Annotated in this window: 12 protein-coding genes and 3 tRNA genes; 6 read left to right on the forward strand and 9 right to left on the reverse strand. The window is 66.4% G+C overall.

The window, feature by feature from the left end:
• Positions 1–16: 16 nt before the first annotated feature.
• From K6142_RS09420 to K6142_RS09450, 7 genes are all read right to left on the reverse strand, one after another.
• Positions 17–721 (reverse strand): ABC transporter ATP-binding protein, encoded by a 705-nt coding sequence (locus tag K6142_RS09420; protein WP_190244598.1) that lies wholly within the window; start codon positions 719–721, stop codon positions 17–19.
• Positions 714–1,436, reverse strand: coding sequence for an ABC transporter ATP-binding protein (locus tag K6142_RS09425; RefSeq protein ID WP_012612709.1), 723 nt, complete (start codon positions 1,434–1,436; stop codon positions 714–716). Before K6142_RS09425 ends, K6142_RS09420 begins: the two co-directional genes overlap by 8 nt.
• Positions 1,433–2,374, reverse strand: coding sequence for a branched-chain amino acid ABC transporter permease (locus K6142_RS09430; protein ID WP_190244599.1), 942 nt, complete (start codon positions 2,372–2,374; stop codon positions 1,433–1,435). Before K6142_RS09430 ends, K6142_RS09425 begins: the two co-directional genes overlap by 4 nt.
• Positions 2,371–3,297, reverse strand: a complete 927-nt coding sequence (locus K6142_RS09435) for a branched-chain amino acid ABC transporter permease (RefSeq protein WP_190244600.1) — start codon at positions 3,295–3,297, stop codon at positions 2,371–2,373. Before K6142_RS09435 ends, K6142_RS09430 begins: the two co-directional genes overlap by 4 nt.
• A 323-nt stretch (positions 3,298–3,620) precedes the next feature.
• Positions 3,621–4,805, reverse strand: a complete 1,185-nt coding sequence (locus tag K6142_RS09440; protein ID WP_190244601.1) for an ABC transporter substrate-binding protein — start codon at positions 4,803–4,805, stop codon at positions 3,621–3,623.
• A gap of 760 nt (positions 4,806–5,565) precedes the next feature.
• On the reverse strand, positions 5,566–6,354 hold the full coding sequence (locus K6142_RS09445; protein WP_190244602.1) for a polysaccharide deacetylase family protein: 789 nt from the start codon (positions 6,352–6,354) through the stop codon (positions 5,566–5,568).
• Positions 6,355–6,392: 38 nt separating this feature from the next.
• A complete protein-coding gene (locus tag K6142_RS09450; RefSeq protein ID WP_012612704.1) occupies positions 6,393–6,593 on the reverse strand; it encodes a hypothetical protein in 201 nt (66 codons plus the stop codon).
• Positions 6,594–7,166: 573 nt separating this feature from the next.
• Here K6142_RS09450 and K6142_RS09455 point away from each other — a divergent pair.
• The 6 genes from K6142_RS09455 (at position 7,167) to K6142_RS09480 (ending at position 11,955) form a co-directional block, all read left to right on the forward strand.
• A tRNA-Val gene (locus tag K6142_RS09455) sits at positions 7,167–7,242 on the forward strand.
• A 6-nt stretch (positions 7,243–7,248) separates the two neighbouring features.
• Positions 7,249–7,325 (forward strand) — tRNA-Asp (locus tag K6142_RS09460).
• Between the two features lie 99 nt (positions 7,326–7,424).
• Positions 7,425–7,501, forward strand: a tRNA-Asp gene (locus K6142_RS09465).
• Between the two features lie 184 nt (positions 7,502–7,685).
• Entirely contained in the window at positions 7,686–7,922 is a 237-nt protein-coding gene (locus tag K6142_RS09470) for a hypothetical protein (protein ID WP_012612703.1), read from the forward strand.
• A gap of 170 nt (positions 7,923–8,092) precedes the next feature.
• Positions 8,093–9,403: a GyrI-like domain-containing protein gene (locus K6142_RS09475; protein WP_190244603.1), complete on the forward strand. Its 1,311-nt coding sequence runs from the start codon at positions 8,093–8,095 to the stop codon at positions 9,401–9,403.
• 839 nt (positions 9,404–10,242) lie between these two features.
• Positions 10,243–11,955 (forward strand): SulP family inorganic anion transporter, encoded by a 1,713-nt coding sequence (locus tag K6142_RS09480; protein WP_190244604.1) that lies wholly within the window; start codon positions 10,243–10,245, stop codon positions 11,953–11,955.
• A gap of 94 nt (positions 11,956–12,049) precedes the next feature.
• Here the strand turns inward: K6142_RS09480 and K6142_RS09485 are convergent, their stop codons facing one another.
• Positions 12,050–13,189 (reverse strand): glycosyltransferase family 9 protein, encoded by a 1,140-nt coding sequence (locus K6142_RS09485; RefSeq protein ID WP_190244605.1) that lies wholly within the window; start codon positions 13,187–13,189, stop codon positions 12,050–12,052.
• Between the two features lie 48 nt (positions 13,190–13,237).
• The gene (gene wbaP, locus K6142_RS09490) at positions 13,238–14,650 is read right to left on the reverse strand and encodes an undecaprenyl-phosphate galactose phosphotransferase WbaP (protein WP_190244606.1); all 1,413 of its coding nucleotides are present in this window, start codon (positions 14,648–14,650) and stop codon (positions 13,238–13,240) included.
• Positions 14,651–14,692 lie beyond the last annotated feature (42 nt).

Below are 14,692 nucleotides of genomic sequence, written 5' to 3' on the forward strand. Positions count from 1 at the left end.
GGGGCGGCGCGGCGCGCTACACCCCGAGGTAGGCTGCCTTCACGTGGGGGTCGCGCAGGAGATCGGCCCCGGCCCCCTCCTGGGTGATGCGCCCGTTCTCCAGCACGTAGGCCCTGTCGCACAGGGCCAGCGTCTGCCGCACGTTCTGCTCCACGATGAGCACGGTCATGCCCTCGTCGCGCACCGTGCGGATGACGCCAAAGATATCCTGTACCAGAATGGGCGCAAGCCCCAGGGAGGGCTCGTCGAACATGATAAGCCGGGGCAGGGCCATCAGCCCCCGACCGATGGCCAGCATCTGCTGCTCGCCGCCGGACAGGGTGCCGGAAGCCTGCCTGCGCCGCTCGGCCAGGCGCGGGAAGATGGAGAACACCCGATCCTTGGTGCGTGCCCTCTCCTTGCGTGCCCGGCCCCGCAGCGACCCCATGTCCAGGTTTTCCTCCACGCTCATTTCCGGAAACAGCCGCCGTGCCTCGGGCACGTGGGCCAGTCCCTTCTCGATGAGGGTGTACGGCTCCACGTTGTGGATGGCCTCGCCCGCCAGCAGTATCTGGCCCTTGCCGGGGCGCAGCACGCCCGACACGGTGCGCATGATGGTGGACTTGCCCGCGCCGTTGGCGCCGATCATGGCCACTATCTCGCCCTGGCCCACCCGGAACGAGACGTCCCAGATCACCTGCACGTCGCCGTAGGCGACATCGATGTTGCGAACATCAAGCACCGTGCTCCTCCCCCAGGTATGCTTCAACCACCTGCCTGTCGGCGCTGATTTGCGCGGGCGTGCCCTCGGCGATCTTCTGGCCGAAGTTCAGCACCACGATGCGGTCCGAAATGGCCATGATCACCTTCATGTGGTGCTCGATGATCATGACGGTGATGCCCTGCTGCTTGATGCCCCGGATGATGTCGATGGACACGTCCAGTTCCGCCGGGTTCAGCCCCGCGAACGATTCGTCCAGCAGCAGGAATTCCGGCTGGGTGGCCAGCGCGCGGGCTATTTCCAGCCGTTTGCGCTTGCCCAGCGGCAGCCCCTTGGACAACTGGTCCCGGTCGTCCCACAGCCCGGTGAAGTGCAGCACCTCGTCGGCCACGTCCTGCGCGCCCTTGCGGGTGGGGTTGCGCAGGAAGGCGGAGGCCAGCACGTTGTCGAACACGCTCATGCGCGACAGCGGCTTGACCACCTGGAAGGTGCGGGCAATGCCCATCTGGCAGACCTTGTGCGGCTTCAGTCCGGATATTGGCTGGCCCTTGAACAGCACCTGCCCCTCCGAAGGGGTGTAGAAACCGTTCACGCAGTTGAACAGGGTGGTCTTGCCCGCGCCGTTGGGGCCGATGAGGGCCAGTATCTCGCCCTGGCGCACGTCGAAGTTCACGTCGTGCAGGGCGGCCAGCCCGCCGAAGAACATGGACAGCTTGCGGATTTCGAGCATGCTCATGCCGTGGCCCCCCTGCGCAGCAGCTTGCGCCGGAGCACCGGCCAGTCACCCACCAGCCCGTTGGGCAGGTAGATGATGATCACGATGAGCAGCACGCCGAACATGGTCTGGTAGGCCACGCCGATGAGGGGCAGCGAGCGGATGTATTCCGCCAGGATGACCATGATGCCCGCACCCAGCGCCGGGCCCCATTCCGTGGCCACCCCGCCCACCATGACCACCATGATGATCAGGATGGAGATTTCGCCCAGCGAGAACACCACCCCCGGATCGATGTACCCCATGTAGTTGGTGTAGAACGCCCCGGCCAGGCCGGTAAGCATGGCGCTCACCGTCAGCGCGATGGTCTTGTAGCGCGTGGTGTCTATGCCCATGGATTCCGCGGCGTCCTGGTCCTCGCGGATGGCCACGAAGTAGTACCCCCAGCGCGAATGTACGATGGCCCGGCACACCACGAAGCCCAGCAGGGCCAGCCCCAGGATGATGTAGTAGTACTGCGTCTTTTCCACCCAGGTGCGGGTGATCATGATGCCGAGGGTGCCCTTGGTGAAATCGGTAAGGTTTTCGCAGGTGATGCGCAGCACTTCCCCGATGGCAAGGGTTGCCAGCACGAAGTAGGGGCCGCGCAGCCGCAGCACCACCGAGCCCATGGCCAGCGCCACCAGCGCCACCAGCGGCAGGCTGACCAGAAAGCCCCACCATGGCGACAGGCCCAGGTGCAGGTGGATGAGGCCAGCGCTGTACGCGCCCATGCCGAAGAACGCGGCATGCCCGAACGATACCTGGCCGCAGTAGCCGCCCAGCAGGTTCCAGGCCATGCCCGCCAGGGTCCACATGATGGACAGGATGAGGATGTGCATGACGTAGCTGTTCAGGCCCAGCAGCGGCAGCCCGGCCAGCGCCGCCAGCACGACCAGCGGAACGAGGTTGTTTTTCATTTCGAGAGCTTCCTGGTCTTGAGGAGCGAGGCGACGCCGCCCGGCAGGAACACCAGCGCGGCCACGAAGATGACGAAGCGCCCCACCGGCGCCCAGCCCATGCCCACGTAGGTGGCTGTCATGGATTCGAACACGCCCAGGATCAGCCCGCCCAGGATGGCGCCCAGCGTGGACCCCAGCCCGCCAAGGATGGTGATGACGAAGGCGATGAGCGTGAACTGCGACCCCAGCGCGGGGAACAGGTAGTAGATGGGAATGAACAGGCACCCGGCGCAGGCCACCAGCGCCGAACCAAGGCCGAAGGTGATGACCCGCATCAGCCCGACGTTCACGCCCATGATCAGGGCGGCGTCCTTGTCTTGCGCGGTGGCGCGGATGGACTTGCCGGTGTCGGTATGGGCCAGGAAGAACCACAGCAGCACGGTGATCACCACCGAAAGCAGGAACGACACCGCCCACGGCAGCGAGAGCGATATTTCAACAGGCGTGCCCGCCCACAGGTCGGACAGGTAGAAGGCGGTGGAGGCATAGTCCACCGGGGTGGACCGGTAGTCGGAGGTGAACAGGATGGTGGCCACGTTCTGCAACACCAGCCCTATGCCCACGGTAAGGATGACCTGGTTGTGCGGCAGGATGGATTCCACGCGCAGCACCGGGTTCACCAGCGCCTTCTGGATCAGCATGCCGAAGGCGAACATGAGCGGCGGCGCGATGAACAGCGACACGTACGGATCGATGCCGAACAGGGTGAACAGCCAGAAGGCGATGTACATGGCCACCATCATCAGCTGGCCATGGGTGAGGTTGATGATCTTCATGACGCCGAGGATCAGCGTCATGCCGATGCCTATGAGCGCGTACAGGCCGCCCAGCAGAATGCCGGCGACAAGGGTTTGCAGAAACACTTCGGCTTGCACCCACATGGGGCGTGACCTCCCTGATTTGGTTGGCCTGAGTCAGCTGGCCTGTGTTGACTGGCGGCGGGTTGTCCGTGCGGCGGCGGACGGGCATGCGCGACCCTGCGCGGGAAGGCCCGTCCAAAGACCGGAAGGGCGGGCGTTGCGCGCGGGTGCGGTCCGGCTATCGGGCCTCCGTCCTGCCGGTGCCGGGTTTTGCGAACCCGGCACCGGCAGCCGTGCGGAGGGGCGGACGGGGATCAGCCACGGTGGACGGCCCGTCGGGCCGGTGTGTCGCGCGGCGGCGGGAGGCACTCCGCCGCCGCGTGGTCACGACGTGGCGGATGGCGCTACTTGCGTTCGCGCCACTTGGGGAGGGGGAACACCGGCTTGGCGCTGGCGTAGCGTTCGGGCCAGATGGTCTCATGCTTGCCCTGCAGCACCTGCAAGGCCAGCGTGTCGATGAAGTTCTGGTTCTGGTAGCCGTCGCGGCTTTCGAACTTCACCGGGCCGAAGGCGGTCATCACGTCCACGCCCTTCATGGCGGCGTTGATGTCTTCGGTGGTCAGGGCCTTGGCGCGCTCCACGGCGTCCTTGACCACGTACACCGAAGAATAGGCCAGCGCGCCGTGGTACGAGGGGTAGTCGCCATGGGCGGCCTTGTACTTTTCGGCGAATTCGCGCGCTCCGGGGTAGCTTACCTGCGGGCTCCACAGGGTGGCGGTGACCACGTACTCGGCAGCGTCCTTGGCGTTGTCGATGAATTCGGGAATGGCGAACCCGGCGGCGCCGCCCGCGAACAGGCGCGCGTCGATGCGCAGTTCCTTGATCTGGCGCATCAGGAGGGCCGCGTCCATGACGTAGGAGACCATGTAGATGACGTCGGGGTTCTGCGCCTTGACCTGCGAGAGCACTGGCTTGAAGTCCACCGCGCCCTTTTCGTACTTTTCCTTCATCAGCACCTTGATGCCCGCCTTTTCGGCGGACTTGGCCATCTCTTCCGCGCCCGAGGTGCCGAAGTCGGACGATTCGTACAGGATGACCATGGTCTTGGGCTTGACCACCTTGTCCATGAACGAAAGCAGGCCGGACGCGTAATAGGCGTTGGTGGGGTTGATGCGGTAGACGTACTTGTAGTTCTGCTGGGTTATCTCGTCGGCGGCAGAGGCCACCACCACGTAGGGGGTCTTGCGTTCCTCGGCCACGGCGGCCACGGCCTTGGCGCAGGCCGAGGTGTATTCGCCGAACAGCAGCGGCTGCTTCTGCACGTCGATGATCTTTTCGGCGATGGACCGGGCGATCTCGGGCTTGCCTTGCGAGTCTTCGAAGCGCAGCACCAGCTTGCCGCCCTTCACGCCGCCCTTGGCGTTGATTTCCTCGGCGGCGATCTCCATGGATTTCTTGATGATCTCGCCAAACTTTGCCTGGCCGCCGGTAAGCGGCAGCGGCACGCTGAGGGAAAGGTCCGCCGCAAGGGCCGTGGCAGGCAGGACGAGGCACAGGGAAAGACACAGGGCCAGCAGGATGTTGCGCATGGTTCGACCTCCGGAAAAGTGAAGGAAACGGACGCCGCCCGGTCACGGGGCCGGGTGGAGGACATGCGCTCACGAGGCGGCGGCACGGCGGGAAGGGGCGTCGGCAGCCGCCCGCAAGGGCGGTCTGCCTGGGCGGGACGCCCGGTCAGGCCATGCCGCGAAGTGCGGCGGGCTCCTTCTCGCGAGCCGGAAAGTTGTAATGGCGTTCCAATACGCGCGTTTGGACGAGAATGTAAACACGGCAAACAGTGGTGCGGATATCACCGGCTGGGGGTAATGCTCCGTTTTGGCTGGATATCATGCGGCATTAAAAAATTTTGCAATCAATACGGTTGGTTGTTCAATCCATTGAGAATCCGCTGGGTCCACATTGCGGAGCGGAACGGGTGGGGTGGGCGGAGGCGAAGGGAAGCGCGCGGGGTGTGCGACGAAATTGTCCTAACGGGGGGACGCGCACGTGCGGCACTGCCGGACGGATTGCGGGCGCGGGGGCAGGAGGACATGCCACGAGGACATGCACGAGGACATGCCGGGCCACGCGGGACGGGCGGTGCAGGGCAGGGCGAGGGGCGCTGGCCAGGTGGCGGAAACGATGGCTTGGAGACGGAAAAAGGCCGGGGCGCAAGGCGTTGACCACACCGACGGGAGTGGCCGACGAGAGTGGCCACCTGAAGGGGCAGACAGAAGAGGCCGACGGAAGGAGGCGAGATATCCCGACGGGGGCAGGACGCCGCGGGGGGCGGCGCGATGCGCGCCCCGATCAGTGAAGACAGAGCGGGCCGGAAGTCTCCACGTATTCGGACATGGTCACGAAGGTGCAGCCTGCCTCGGTCAGGCGATCGATGAGCGCGGGCATGGCCTCCACTGTTTCACGGTGGTTGTCGTGGAACAGGAATACGCCGCGCACCCCGCGCACCCCGAAGGATTTGCGCGGCAACATGGCGAACAGGTCGTGCTTGCGCCAGTCGCGGCTGTCCACCGACCACAGGGCGATGGTCATGCTCTGGGCGGCGGCGGCGTCGATGGTGGCGTTGTCGTAGCGTCCGTAAGGCGGACGCAGGTAGCGCGGCACGATGCCCAGCTTGGCCAGTTCCTCGTTGGTGCGGGCGATCTCGCTCAGCTGTTCCACGGGCGCGCGCTGGCGCAGGCTGCTGTGGGTGAAGGTGTGGTTGCCCACCTCGTTGCCCTCTGCCACCAGCCGCTTCATGACATCCGGGTACAGGTGCACGCGCGACCCCACGACGAAGAACGTGCCGCGCACGCCCTTGTCGCGCAGGATGTTAAGCAGCGCTTCAGTGGTCTGGCCGGGGCCGTCGTCAAAGGTGAGGGCGCACAGGTTGGCGCTGACGCCGCGCTGGGCCAGGGCCAGTCCGTCGAGCACCGCGGGGTCGCGGGCCAGCGCCGGTGCCGGGCGTTGCAGCAGCGCGGCAACCAGCAGGGCACACAGGAACAGCAACAAGCGTGCGGGTGTGGCGGGAGCGACAAGGGAGTGGCTCCGGCGTCGGGTGCGCGGTGCAGGCAGGGGGTGCGCAGTGTTCTGGGCGAGCATGGGGGCTCCCGCTGTGGGGGGTGCGGCGTGAAATCGCGTCAGTTGCTCCGGGCCGACGAATCTGGCGTCGGCGGTGGGGCGTGAGAGCGTTCATCCGCGAAGCGGGTGCGCAGCCGGGCGGCGTAAGCGGTTGCGTCGCGCAGCAGCAGGGTAAGCTGCATGCTGTGGTCGATGGCCGGTTGTATGCAGGTGCGGCAGGGGAGGGCCTCTGCGGCATCGGTATCCATGGGGTCGAACATGTGCGTAGGTCGCACTCCTGAAAAGGACGTTCCGTCTCCGACGTCGGCGCTACAGGAAAACGCCGCGCATGACGACGGTATGCGAGTACCCTTGTATAGAGAGACGGTCCCGCGCGCAAGGATTGTCTGTGCCTGCGTGCTGATTGCGCGCTGGCGGGAGGGGAAGGGAAAGGAAGGGAAGAGGGGCATCGGCGGAGCGGACGCAGGCTGGCGCAGGGGGGGGGGCACGCGCCGGGGGCGCGGTGGGGAGGCGCGGTGGAGGGGGCGCCGGTGGAGACGGTGGTGCCCGACATGGCCATGGCCGCTGGCGTGTGGTGGCAGGCAACTGCATGGATGGATCGTGCCAACCCTTGGCATTCGCCGCTTTGCGCGTGGATGAGCCCCCGTTGGCAGGCCGTTTCCTGCGGCGCGGATTGAGGGTCTGCGGCAGGTTTTTGGGCGAGGAGTGTGAAAGGCGTGATAAAATAGCAAGTATTTTTACAGTATTACGTGTGCAATCCAAAAAAATGCGCCGCCCCGGGAAAATTCCGTTGACAACTTCGGGGGGGTGAGGATAGACAGTCCTTCCTACGTGGGCAGTTAGCTCAGCTGGGAGAGCACCGCCTTCACACGGCGGGGGTCGCAGGTTCAAGCCCTGCACTGCCCACCACCACGCGGAGCCGTAGTTAAGACGGTTATAACGCCGGCCTGTCACGCCGGAGGCCGAGGGTTCGAGTCCCTTCGGCTCCGCCAGGATCCCAGAGGGGGGAGCGCAAGCTCCCCCTTTTTAAAGCCCGAATTTCCCGGCATGGAAGACCGCTTTGCGGTCGGTATCCATGTCCGGGTTTCCGCGGAGCGGTAGTTAAGACGGTTATAACGCCGGCCTGTCACGCCGGAGGCCGAGGGTTCGAGTCCCTTCCGCTCCGCCATCGAATGCACGAGGGGCGAGGTAGCAATACCTCGCCCCTTTTGCGTTGTCGGATATCAGGTCAAAGGGTGCAACCACGGCATGTCCCCGTCGGGCTGCTCCCTGCCCAGTCCCGCCCCGTCCTGTCCGCCCTGTCCCCCGTGACATGGCTGACACGTTTAGCCGCACCTGCTATCAGACGGGCCATGCTCACCCTTCGCTGCGCGGCCTGCCGCCGCAAACTCTGGAAGTACCTGAAGCTCGGCAAGGGCGAGGTGCTGCGTTGCCACAAGGAGCGCATCACCCGCGTGTACGATGCCGAGGAGCGCGACGGGCGCATCTGGTGCGCCTGCGGGCAGGCCGTGGGCGTGGACAAGGGCGGGCATTGGGCCATGATATCCAGTGCCTTCACCTACTCCGGCACCAAGGATACCAGGCTCTGACCGGGCGTGAACACCATGCCCGGCGCGTGACGGCCTGCCTTGCGGCTGCCGTGGCGTGGACGATCAGGACGGCCTGCTGCGTGCCCCGGCGCATGCTCATTGCGTGTGCCGACCGGAATGTTGGCGGCCCGGTACTCCCTTCGACATCCCCTTCGCCAGTCGAGAGTTTCATGACGCGCTCCCCGTTCGAGGCATCTGCCGACCCCGCGCCCGAAACCGCCCCTTCTGCCGGTGCCCCCGCCGTGGACACCACCGGGCAGGATGCATCCGCGCCGCCGTACACGGGCGTCTTCACGGACTACGCCCCTTCCGGCGCGGAAACGGCCTTCGGCCTGCCCCGCCCGGAAAGCCTGCCCCAGCGTGAAGACACCCTGCGCCGCTACGAGGCGCGCATCAACCGGGTCATCGACTACATAGTGGCGGACCCCGCGCGCGACTTCACCCTGGACGAACTGGCCGGGGCCGCGCCCTTTTCGCCCTTTCATTTCCACCGCATCTTCGCCGGGCTGGTGGGCGAGACACTGCACGCGTTCATCCGCCGCCTGCGCATGGACCGCGCGGCCAACATGCTGGCCTTTGCCCCGGCACTGAACGTGACCGACGTGGCCATGGACTGCGGGTTTTCCTCGTCGCAGAACTTCGCCCGCGCCTTTCGCGAGCGGTTCGCCATGACGCCCAGCGAATACCGGCGCCGTCGTCACTACCGGACCGGGGCGGACCGGGAGGGGGCGCGCTGCCTGCTGGCCGACCCCTTTCGCGCGCACGCCGGAAATGGCAAGGCGCGAAACGTCGCGCCCGGCGACCCGGGGTACGAATCCTCCATGCGCGACGGGGCAGCCGGGCGCGACGGGACAGCCTGTGCCCTGGCGCATCCCTCGGAGCCATCCGGCAGCCCGACGCTGCCGGGCACGGCGCCCCCGCACGGAGATGTGCCGTGGCTTGCGGACGGTCCGCCACACGTCCGGCTGGACCCGGACAGTACAAGGAGCGATGCCATGAACGTGGAAGTTGCCGAAAGGCCCGCCTGCCGCGTGGCCTACCTGCGGCATATCGGCCCCTATGCCGGCGAAACCATCGGCCCGGTGTGGGGCCGCCTGATGGCCTGGGCCGGTCAGCGCGGCCTGATGCGGCCCGGCGTGCCGGGATTCGGCGTGAGCTGGGACAACCCGGAAGTGACCCCGCCGGAAAACTGCCGCTATGACGCCTGCATCGCCATTGGGCCGGAGGTGGACGCGCTGGAACTGGCCGAGGCGGGCATCAGCGTGCAGACCCTGCCCGGCGGGCTGTACGCGGAATACCGCAGCATGATTTCCTGCGACGGATTCTTCCGGGCCTGGAACGACATGTACGCCCAGTGGCTGCCCGCCAGCGGCTGGCAGTGCGACGACCGCCCCGGCTACGAACTGTACCACGACATGCTGGGCTGCCCGGCGGAAGGCCCGTGGGACGTGGGCATCTGCGTGGCGGTGCGCCCGCTGTAGCCGCGTGGGGGTGGCCGCCTGTGCGCCTTCACCTCGTCTGTTCCGCCCTTCTCACCCGTTCAGCCTCCCGTCTTCCGTCCGCCGTCTCTCCCCCCTGTCGTGACATGTCGTCCGGCGCAGGACGTGCACGGGGGAAGCGGGGGGCGGGATGGTCCGAAGCCTGCATTGCCGCCAGTTGTGAAGGAACCGTCCGTGGGCCCCAGCCTGCGGGCGGTTTTTCCGTTTTCGGCCCGCGCGGTGAGCATGCGCGTCAATGCCGTGCCGCATGCCTGCCGGGTTGCGCGGAGACACTCCCGTGTACTCTGGATCCGTAGGCTCGCCTTGCCGTGCGAGTATGCCCTGTCCGCCCTGCCCGCCCGTCCGCTCGGTCCGCCCGGTGTGGCCTGTCCGCCTGGTGTGCGCCTGCGCAGCCCACTGGCAGTGCCGGTCCCGTGCCCAACGGCGCGGGGTGTGCAACTTGCGGAGTTGTGGTCTTATATAACACATTTCAATATGCTGAAATTTAATAATATAACTGTCCACTTGCCAACGTCGCGCACCGGGAGTAATGGACCGGGCTTTGGGGTGCGTGTTTTACTTACTGCTGAAAACAGCAGCATCGCCGCAGTTTGCGGCGCGCACCCCGGCTGACCTGCGGTCCCGTCGGGGCAAGGCATCGTGCGGCATGTCCGGCGGAGCGTAGGCGGTTTTTGCGAGTGAGTACGCGCGTCAATCGGGGCGTGGCGCACTCCTGACTGGGGCCGGACGCGGCGGGCTGCCGCATTCGGCCCGGGAATGACGGCGTCACCGGTGCCTGGGGCGCATGCACCACCCCGGCGCGCGCAAGCAAGGGAGCGGCAATGGCTGGTACAGACAACATGGGCGACGAGGCGACATCCTTTCTGCCGCGCACCATCACGGAGTTGCGCGCCGGGTATTCGACGCAGAAATTCATCCGCGACCTTTTGGCGGGCCTTACCGTGGGCGTGGTGGCCCTGCCGCTGGCCATGGCCTTTGCCATCGCCTCGGGCACCACGCCGGAACGCGGGCTGTTCACCGCCATCGTGGCCGGGTTCCTCATCTCGCTGCTGGGTGGCAGCCGCTATCAGGTAGGCGGGCCCACCGGCGCCTTCGTGGTCATCATCTATAACATCATCTACCGGCACGGGTACGACGGGCTGGTCATCACCACGTTGCTGGCCGGGGCCATGCTGCTCATCTTCGGCCTGTGCCGCATCGGCGTGCTGATCAAATATATTCCCTATCCGGTCACCACCGGATTCACGGCGGGCATCGCCGTGCTGATCTTCTCGTCGCAGATGAAGGATTTCTTCGGGTTGCAGATGGATGCGGTGCCGCCGGAATTTTTTGATAAATGGTTGGCCTACGCAGAACATCTGGGCACCATCAACCCGACCACGCTGTGCGTTGCAGGGCTGGCCCTGGCCTGCATCCTGGCCACGCGACGGTTCATTCCGCGCATTCCCGCGCCCGTGGTGGGTGTTGCCGTGGCCTCCCTTGCCGTGTGGGCGCTGGGCTTGCAGGTGGAGACCATCGGCAGCCGGTTCGGGGGCATCCCGCGTGAACTGCCCAGCTTCATCTGGCCCACGTTCACCTTTGCCCGCGTGCGCGAACTGCTGCCCGACGCCATGACCATCGCCCTGCTGGCGGGCATCGAATCGCTGCTCTCGTGCGTGGTGGCCGACGGGATGACCGGCGACAAGCACAACTCCAACGTGGAACTGACCGCCCAAGGTGTGGCCAACATCGCCTCGGTGCTCTTCGGGGGCATTCCGGCTACCGGGGCCATCGCGCGCACGGTAACCAACATCCGTTCCGGCGGGCAGACCCCGGTTGCGGGCATGGTGCATGCGGTGGTGCTGGTGGCCTTCGTGCTGTTCCTTGCGCCGCTGGCCTCGTTCATTCCCCTGGCCAGCCTGGCCGCCGTGCTGATCATGGTTTCGTGGGACATGAGCGAACTGCACAAGTTCCTGCGCCTGCTGCGCGCGCCCAAGTCCGACATCACGGTGATGTGCCTGACCTTCGTGCTGACCGTGGTCATCGACCTGACCGTGGCGGTGTACGTGGGGGTGATGCTGGCCTCGCTGCTGTTCATGCGCCGCATGAGCGAGGTGACCGCCATCTGCTCCTGCTCCATCGACGACAAGCCGGTGATCCAGGGGCGCGAAACCGGGGAACTGGTCGTGCCCGAGGGGGTGCAGGTGTACGAGATCGACGGGCCGTTCTTCTTCGGCGTGGCGGACCGCTTCCAGAGCGTGTCGCAGGCGTTGCAGAAGCAGCCCGAGGTGTTCATCCTGCGCATGCGCAAGGCAACCACCGTGGACTCCACCGGGGCCAACGCGCTGGAGGCGTTCTGCCGCACCTGTCGCCGCCGGGGCACCGTGCTGCTGCTGTCCGGCGTGCGGCCCGCCGCCCGCAGGATGATGGAACGCTTCGGCACCCTGGACCTGATAGGCCGCGAGAACCTGTTCGAGAACGTGGACCGGGCCATCGAACACGCCGTGCGCCTGCTGGCCGACAAACACGGGGTGCCCCCCACGGCGAAGAAGTAACCCCCGCCGGAATGGCCGGGAAGATGCATGACAACGCCCCGCCGGTGCTCACCGGCGGGGCGTTTCGCATGGCGCGGAAAAACGCTGCGGGGCGCTACAGGGCAAGCCCCAGATCGCGCAGGGCCGCTATCACCGTATCGGGGGAAAGGCGGCGCAGGCAGTCGTCGGCGTCGGGTGGGTATTCGAAGCCGAGATTGAGATAGGCGGTCCGGCTTCCGGGGGTCGGGTCGGGCAGCAGCGCACGGGTACGCGCCCCCAGCGGCCCCCAGCGGAGTGGATTGGTGGGGCCGTGCAGCCCCACCGTGGGGCTGCCGGTCAACGCCGCGAGGTGCATGGTGCCCGTATTGACGGACACGGTGGCTGCGGCACCGGCCAGCAATGGTGCAAGATCGGTCAGGCTGAGCCGCCCGGACATGTCGTGCACCATGTCTGCCTTGCCCGTGCCCGCCATGGAGGTGCGAATGGTTCGCACCATGTCGCCTGTCCGTGGTGCATCGGCGGGCGAACCGGTGAACAGCACCTGAAATCCGGCCAGGGCGCAGGACGTGGCCAGGGCCTGCCAGTTTTCACGAGGCCATTCCTTGAGGTGAGCCCGGAGGCCGGAGGGCCACATGTGCAGGACAACGTATGGGCCGGGGCATGGTGCCGGTGGCAGGGGAGAAGGCAGTCGCACTGAAGGAACGCCGGAAAACCCGGGAAAGACCGCCGAGCCGAGTTCCAGCAGATTCTTCACCTCGTGCCGGTCATTTCGGTGCGGCACCTTGATGTCATAGGGGGCCGCGCGATGCTGGCCCGGTGTGTCAAAGCCGACGGTGCAGCGGGCGCCGGACAGCGACGCAACAAGAGCGCCCAGGCGTGCCCACTGGGTGGTGTCGATCAGTAGGTCGGCTTTCAGTGCCCGGACATGACGGACGATCTGATGCACCTGCCCCACGGAGAACACCGCGGAGGTGTCGATATGCGGAACCAGCGGCAGTGCGGGAGCGTTGCCCCGCGAAACCACCATGCATATCCGGGCATGCGGTGCGGCGCGGCGCAACCCGTCCAGCAGGGCGCCGGTAAGCAGCAGGTCGCCGATGGCGCCAAAGCACAGCACAGCCACTGTGTCGGGCCCCCGTGGCTCAGCCGGGGCAGTGCGTGAAGCAAGGTAGCGAACAAGGCCCAGGGTTGCCACCAGGGGCACGCCTAGCCAGAAATCGAGCCTGCGCTTGAGTACGCTGCCGCGTTCGGCCATGGTCCGTTCCGTTGGGCGGCGCAGGACTGCCCATGTCTTTGATGAGCGCTAGTACGCCCCGTTGCGATGCAACACCACCGGCACGGTCTTGGCCAGAATCCAGATGTCGAACCACACCGACCAGTTGCAGATGTAGTAGCGGTCCATTTCCACGCGTTGCGGGTAGCTTACGTCGTTGCGGCCGGAAACCTGCCACAGCCCGGTGATGCCCGGCTTGACGCGGGTGTACAGGTCGAACACCTCGCCGTACTTCTCCATCTCGTCCTGAACGATGGGGCGCGGACCCACAAGGCTCATCTCGCCCCGCAGCACGTTCCACAACTGGGGCAGTTCATCCAGGCTGGTCTTGCGCAGGAAGGCCCCGGCCCGGGTCACCCGGGGGTCGCACTTCAGTTTCTGGTCGCGCTCCCATTCGGCGTTCAATGCGGGATTTGCCGCCAGGCAGTCGTGCAGCACGCATTCGGCGTTCTGGACCATGGTGCGGAACTTCAGGATGTGCATCTCGCGGCCATGCTGGCCGATGCGCCGCTGGGTGAAGAAGGGCGAGCCGGGGCTGTCCATGCGGATCCAGGCGGCAATGGCCAGGACCAGCGGCAGAACCAGTATGGCGGAACCCAGCGTGAGCAGCAGGTCTATGGCCCGCTTCAGGCGCACCCGGTTGGCGTCCAGCAGGTTCTGGCGCACCAGCAGGCCCAGCAGGCCGCCGATGTCCATGGCGCTGACCCACAGGCGTGCTCCACCCGTGGAGAAAGGAGGCATGATCAGCACGTTGCGGAACCGCGCCGTGGCCTCGACGATGCGGTGGCGCGCCTCGCTGTCGGCGAAGCTGTCGAGCAACAGCAGGGCGTAGGCGCGTGGGTACAGGCGTACGGCCTCCTCGTCGTTGGCGCAGCAGGCAAGGCCGCACCCTTGGGCGGAAGGATCGGGCCTGCCATCGGGCGGCACGCAGGCCACGGGCCGCAAGCCCAGCAGAGGACGCTGGCGCAGGGTGCGCACCACTTCCTCGGCGGCGGCCCCGCCGCCGAGGATCACGGCGGGTGCTCCCCACCAGATGTGGCGGGCAAGACGGGTGCGCAGCCAGTGGCGGCACAGCGGCAAGGCCACGATGCACCCCAGCCAGGCCAGCAGGAAGGCCATGCGCGAATAGCGTTCACCCCCCTTGGCGAAGAAGATGAACGAACCGGCGCACAGGAAGGCCATGGAGGCGCCAAGGGTGAGTTTTTTCAGTTCCTGCGGGGGGGGCAGCGTGATGCCCGCATACAACCCCAATACGGCGTTGAACAACGGCAACAGCAGCAGAAAGGGCAGCAACCGGGGGTAGAAACCCCACTGGATGCCGCTGCCCGCAAGGTCGCGCAGCAGGGTTGCCGCCAGGGTGACGCAGATGATGACGGCGGTATCCGCCAGTATCAGCAGCAGGGTGGTGCGCCAGGGCGCGGCCTGAACCGGGCAGAGTGTCATGGGGCATCCGTGGGGCATCCGTGAGGCATCCGGGAGCATCCG

The organism is Nitratidesulfovibrio sp. SRB-5, from assembly GCF_019931275.1.
In the GTDB taxonomy this organism is placed as follows: Bacteria; Desulfobacterota; Desulfovibrionia; order Desulfovibrionales; family Desulfovibrionaceae; genus Cupidesulfovibrio.

Excerpts from the sequence above, each read along its gene's own strand:
- K6142_RS09480 (WP_190244604.1), top strand. The coding sequence starts at position 10,243 with ATGGCTGGTACAGACAACATGGGCGACGAGGCGACATCCTTTCTGCCG.
- K6142_RS09430 (WP_190244599.1), bottom strand. The coding sequence starts at position 2,374 with ATGAAAAACAACCTCGTTCCGCTGGTCGTGCTGGCGGCGCTGGCCGGG.
- K6142_RS09475 (WP_190244603.1), top strand. The coding sequence starts at position 8,093 with ATGACGCGCTCCCCGTTCGAGGCATCTGCCGACCCCGCGCCCGAAACC.
- K6142_RS09485 (WP_190244605.1), bottom strand. The coding sequence starts at position 13,189 with ATGGCCGAACGCGGCAGCGTACTCAAGCGCAGGCTCGATTTCTGGCTA.
- K6142_RS09450 (WP_012612704.1), bottom strand. The coding sequence starts at position 6,593 with ATGTTCGACCCCATGGATACCGATGCCGCAGAGGCCCTCCCCTGCCGC.
- K6142_RS09440 (WP_190244601.1), bottom strand. The coding sequence starts at position 4,805 with ATGCGCAACATCCTGCTGGCCCTGTGTCTTTCCCTGTGCCTCGTCCTG.
- K6142_RS09425 (WP_012612709.1), bottom strand. The coding sequence starts at position 1,436 with ATGAGCATGCTCGAAATCCGCAAGCTGTCCATGTTCTTCGGCGGGCTG.
- K6142_RS09470 (WP_012612703.1), top strand. The coding sequence starts at position 7,686 with ATGCTCACCCTTCGCTGCGCGGCCTGCCGCCGCAAACTCTGGAAGTAC.
- K6142_RS09435 (WP_190244600.1), bottom strand. The coding sequence starts at position 3,297 with ATGTGGGTGCAAGCCGAAGTGTTTCTGCAAACCCTTGTCGCCGGCATT.
- wbaP (WP_190244606.1), bottom strand. The coding sequence starts at position 14,650 with ATGACACTCTGCCCGGTTCAGGCCGCGCCCTGGCGCACCACCCTGCTG.
- K6142_RS09445 (WP_190244602.1), bottom strand. The coding sequence starts at position 6,354 with ATGCTCGCCCAGAACACTGCGCACCCCCTGCCTGCACCGCGCACCCGA.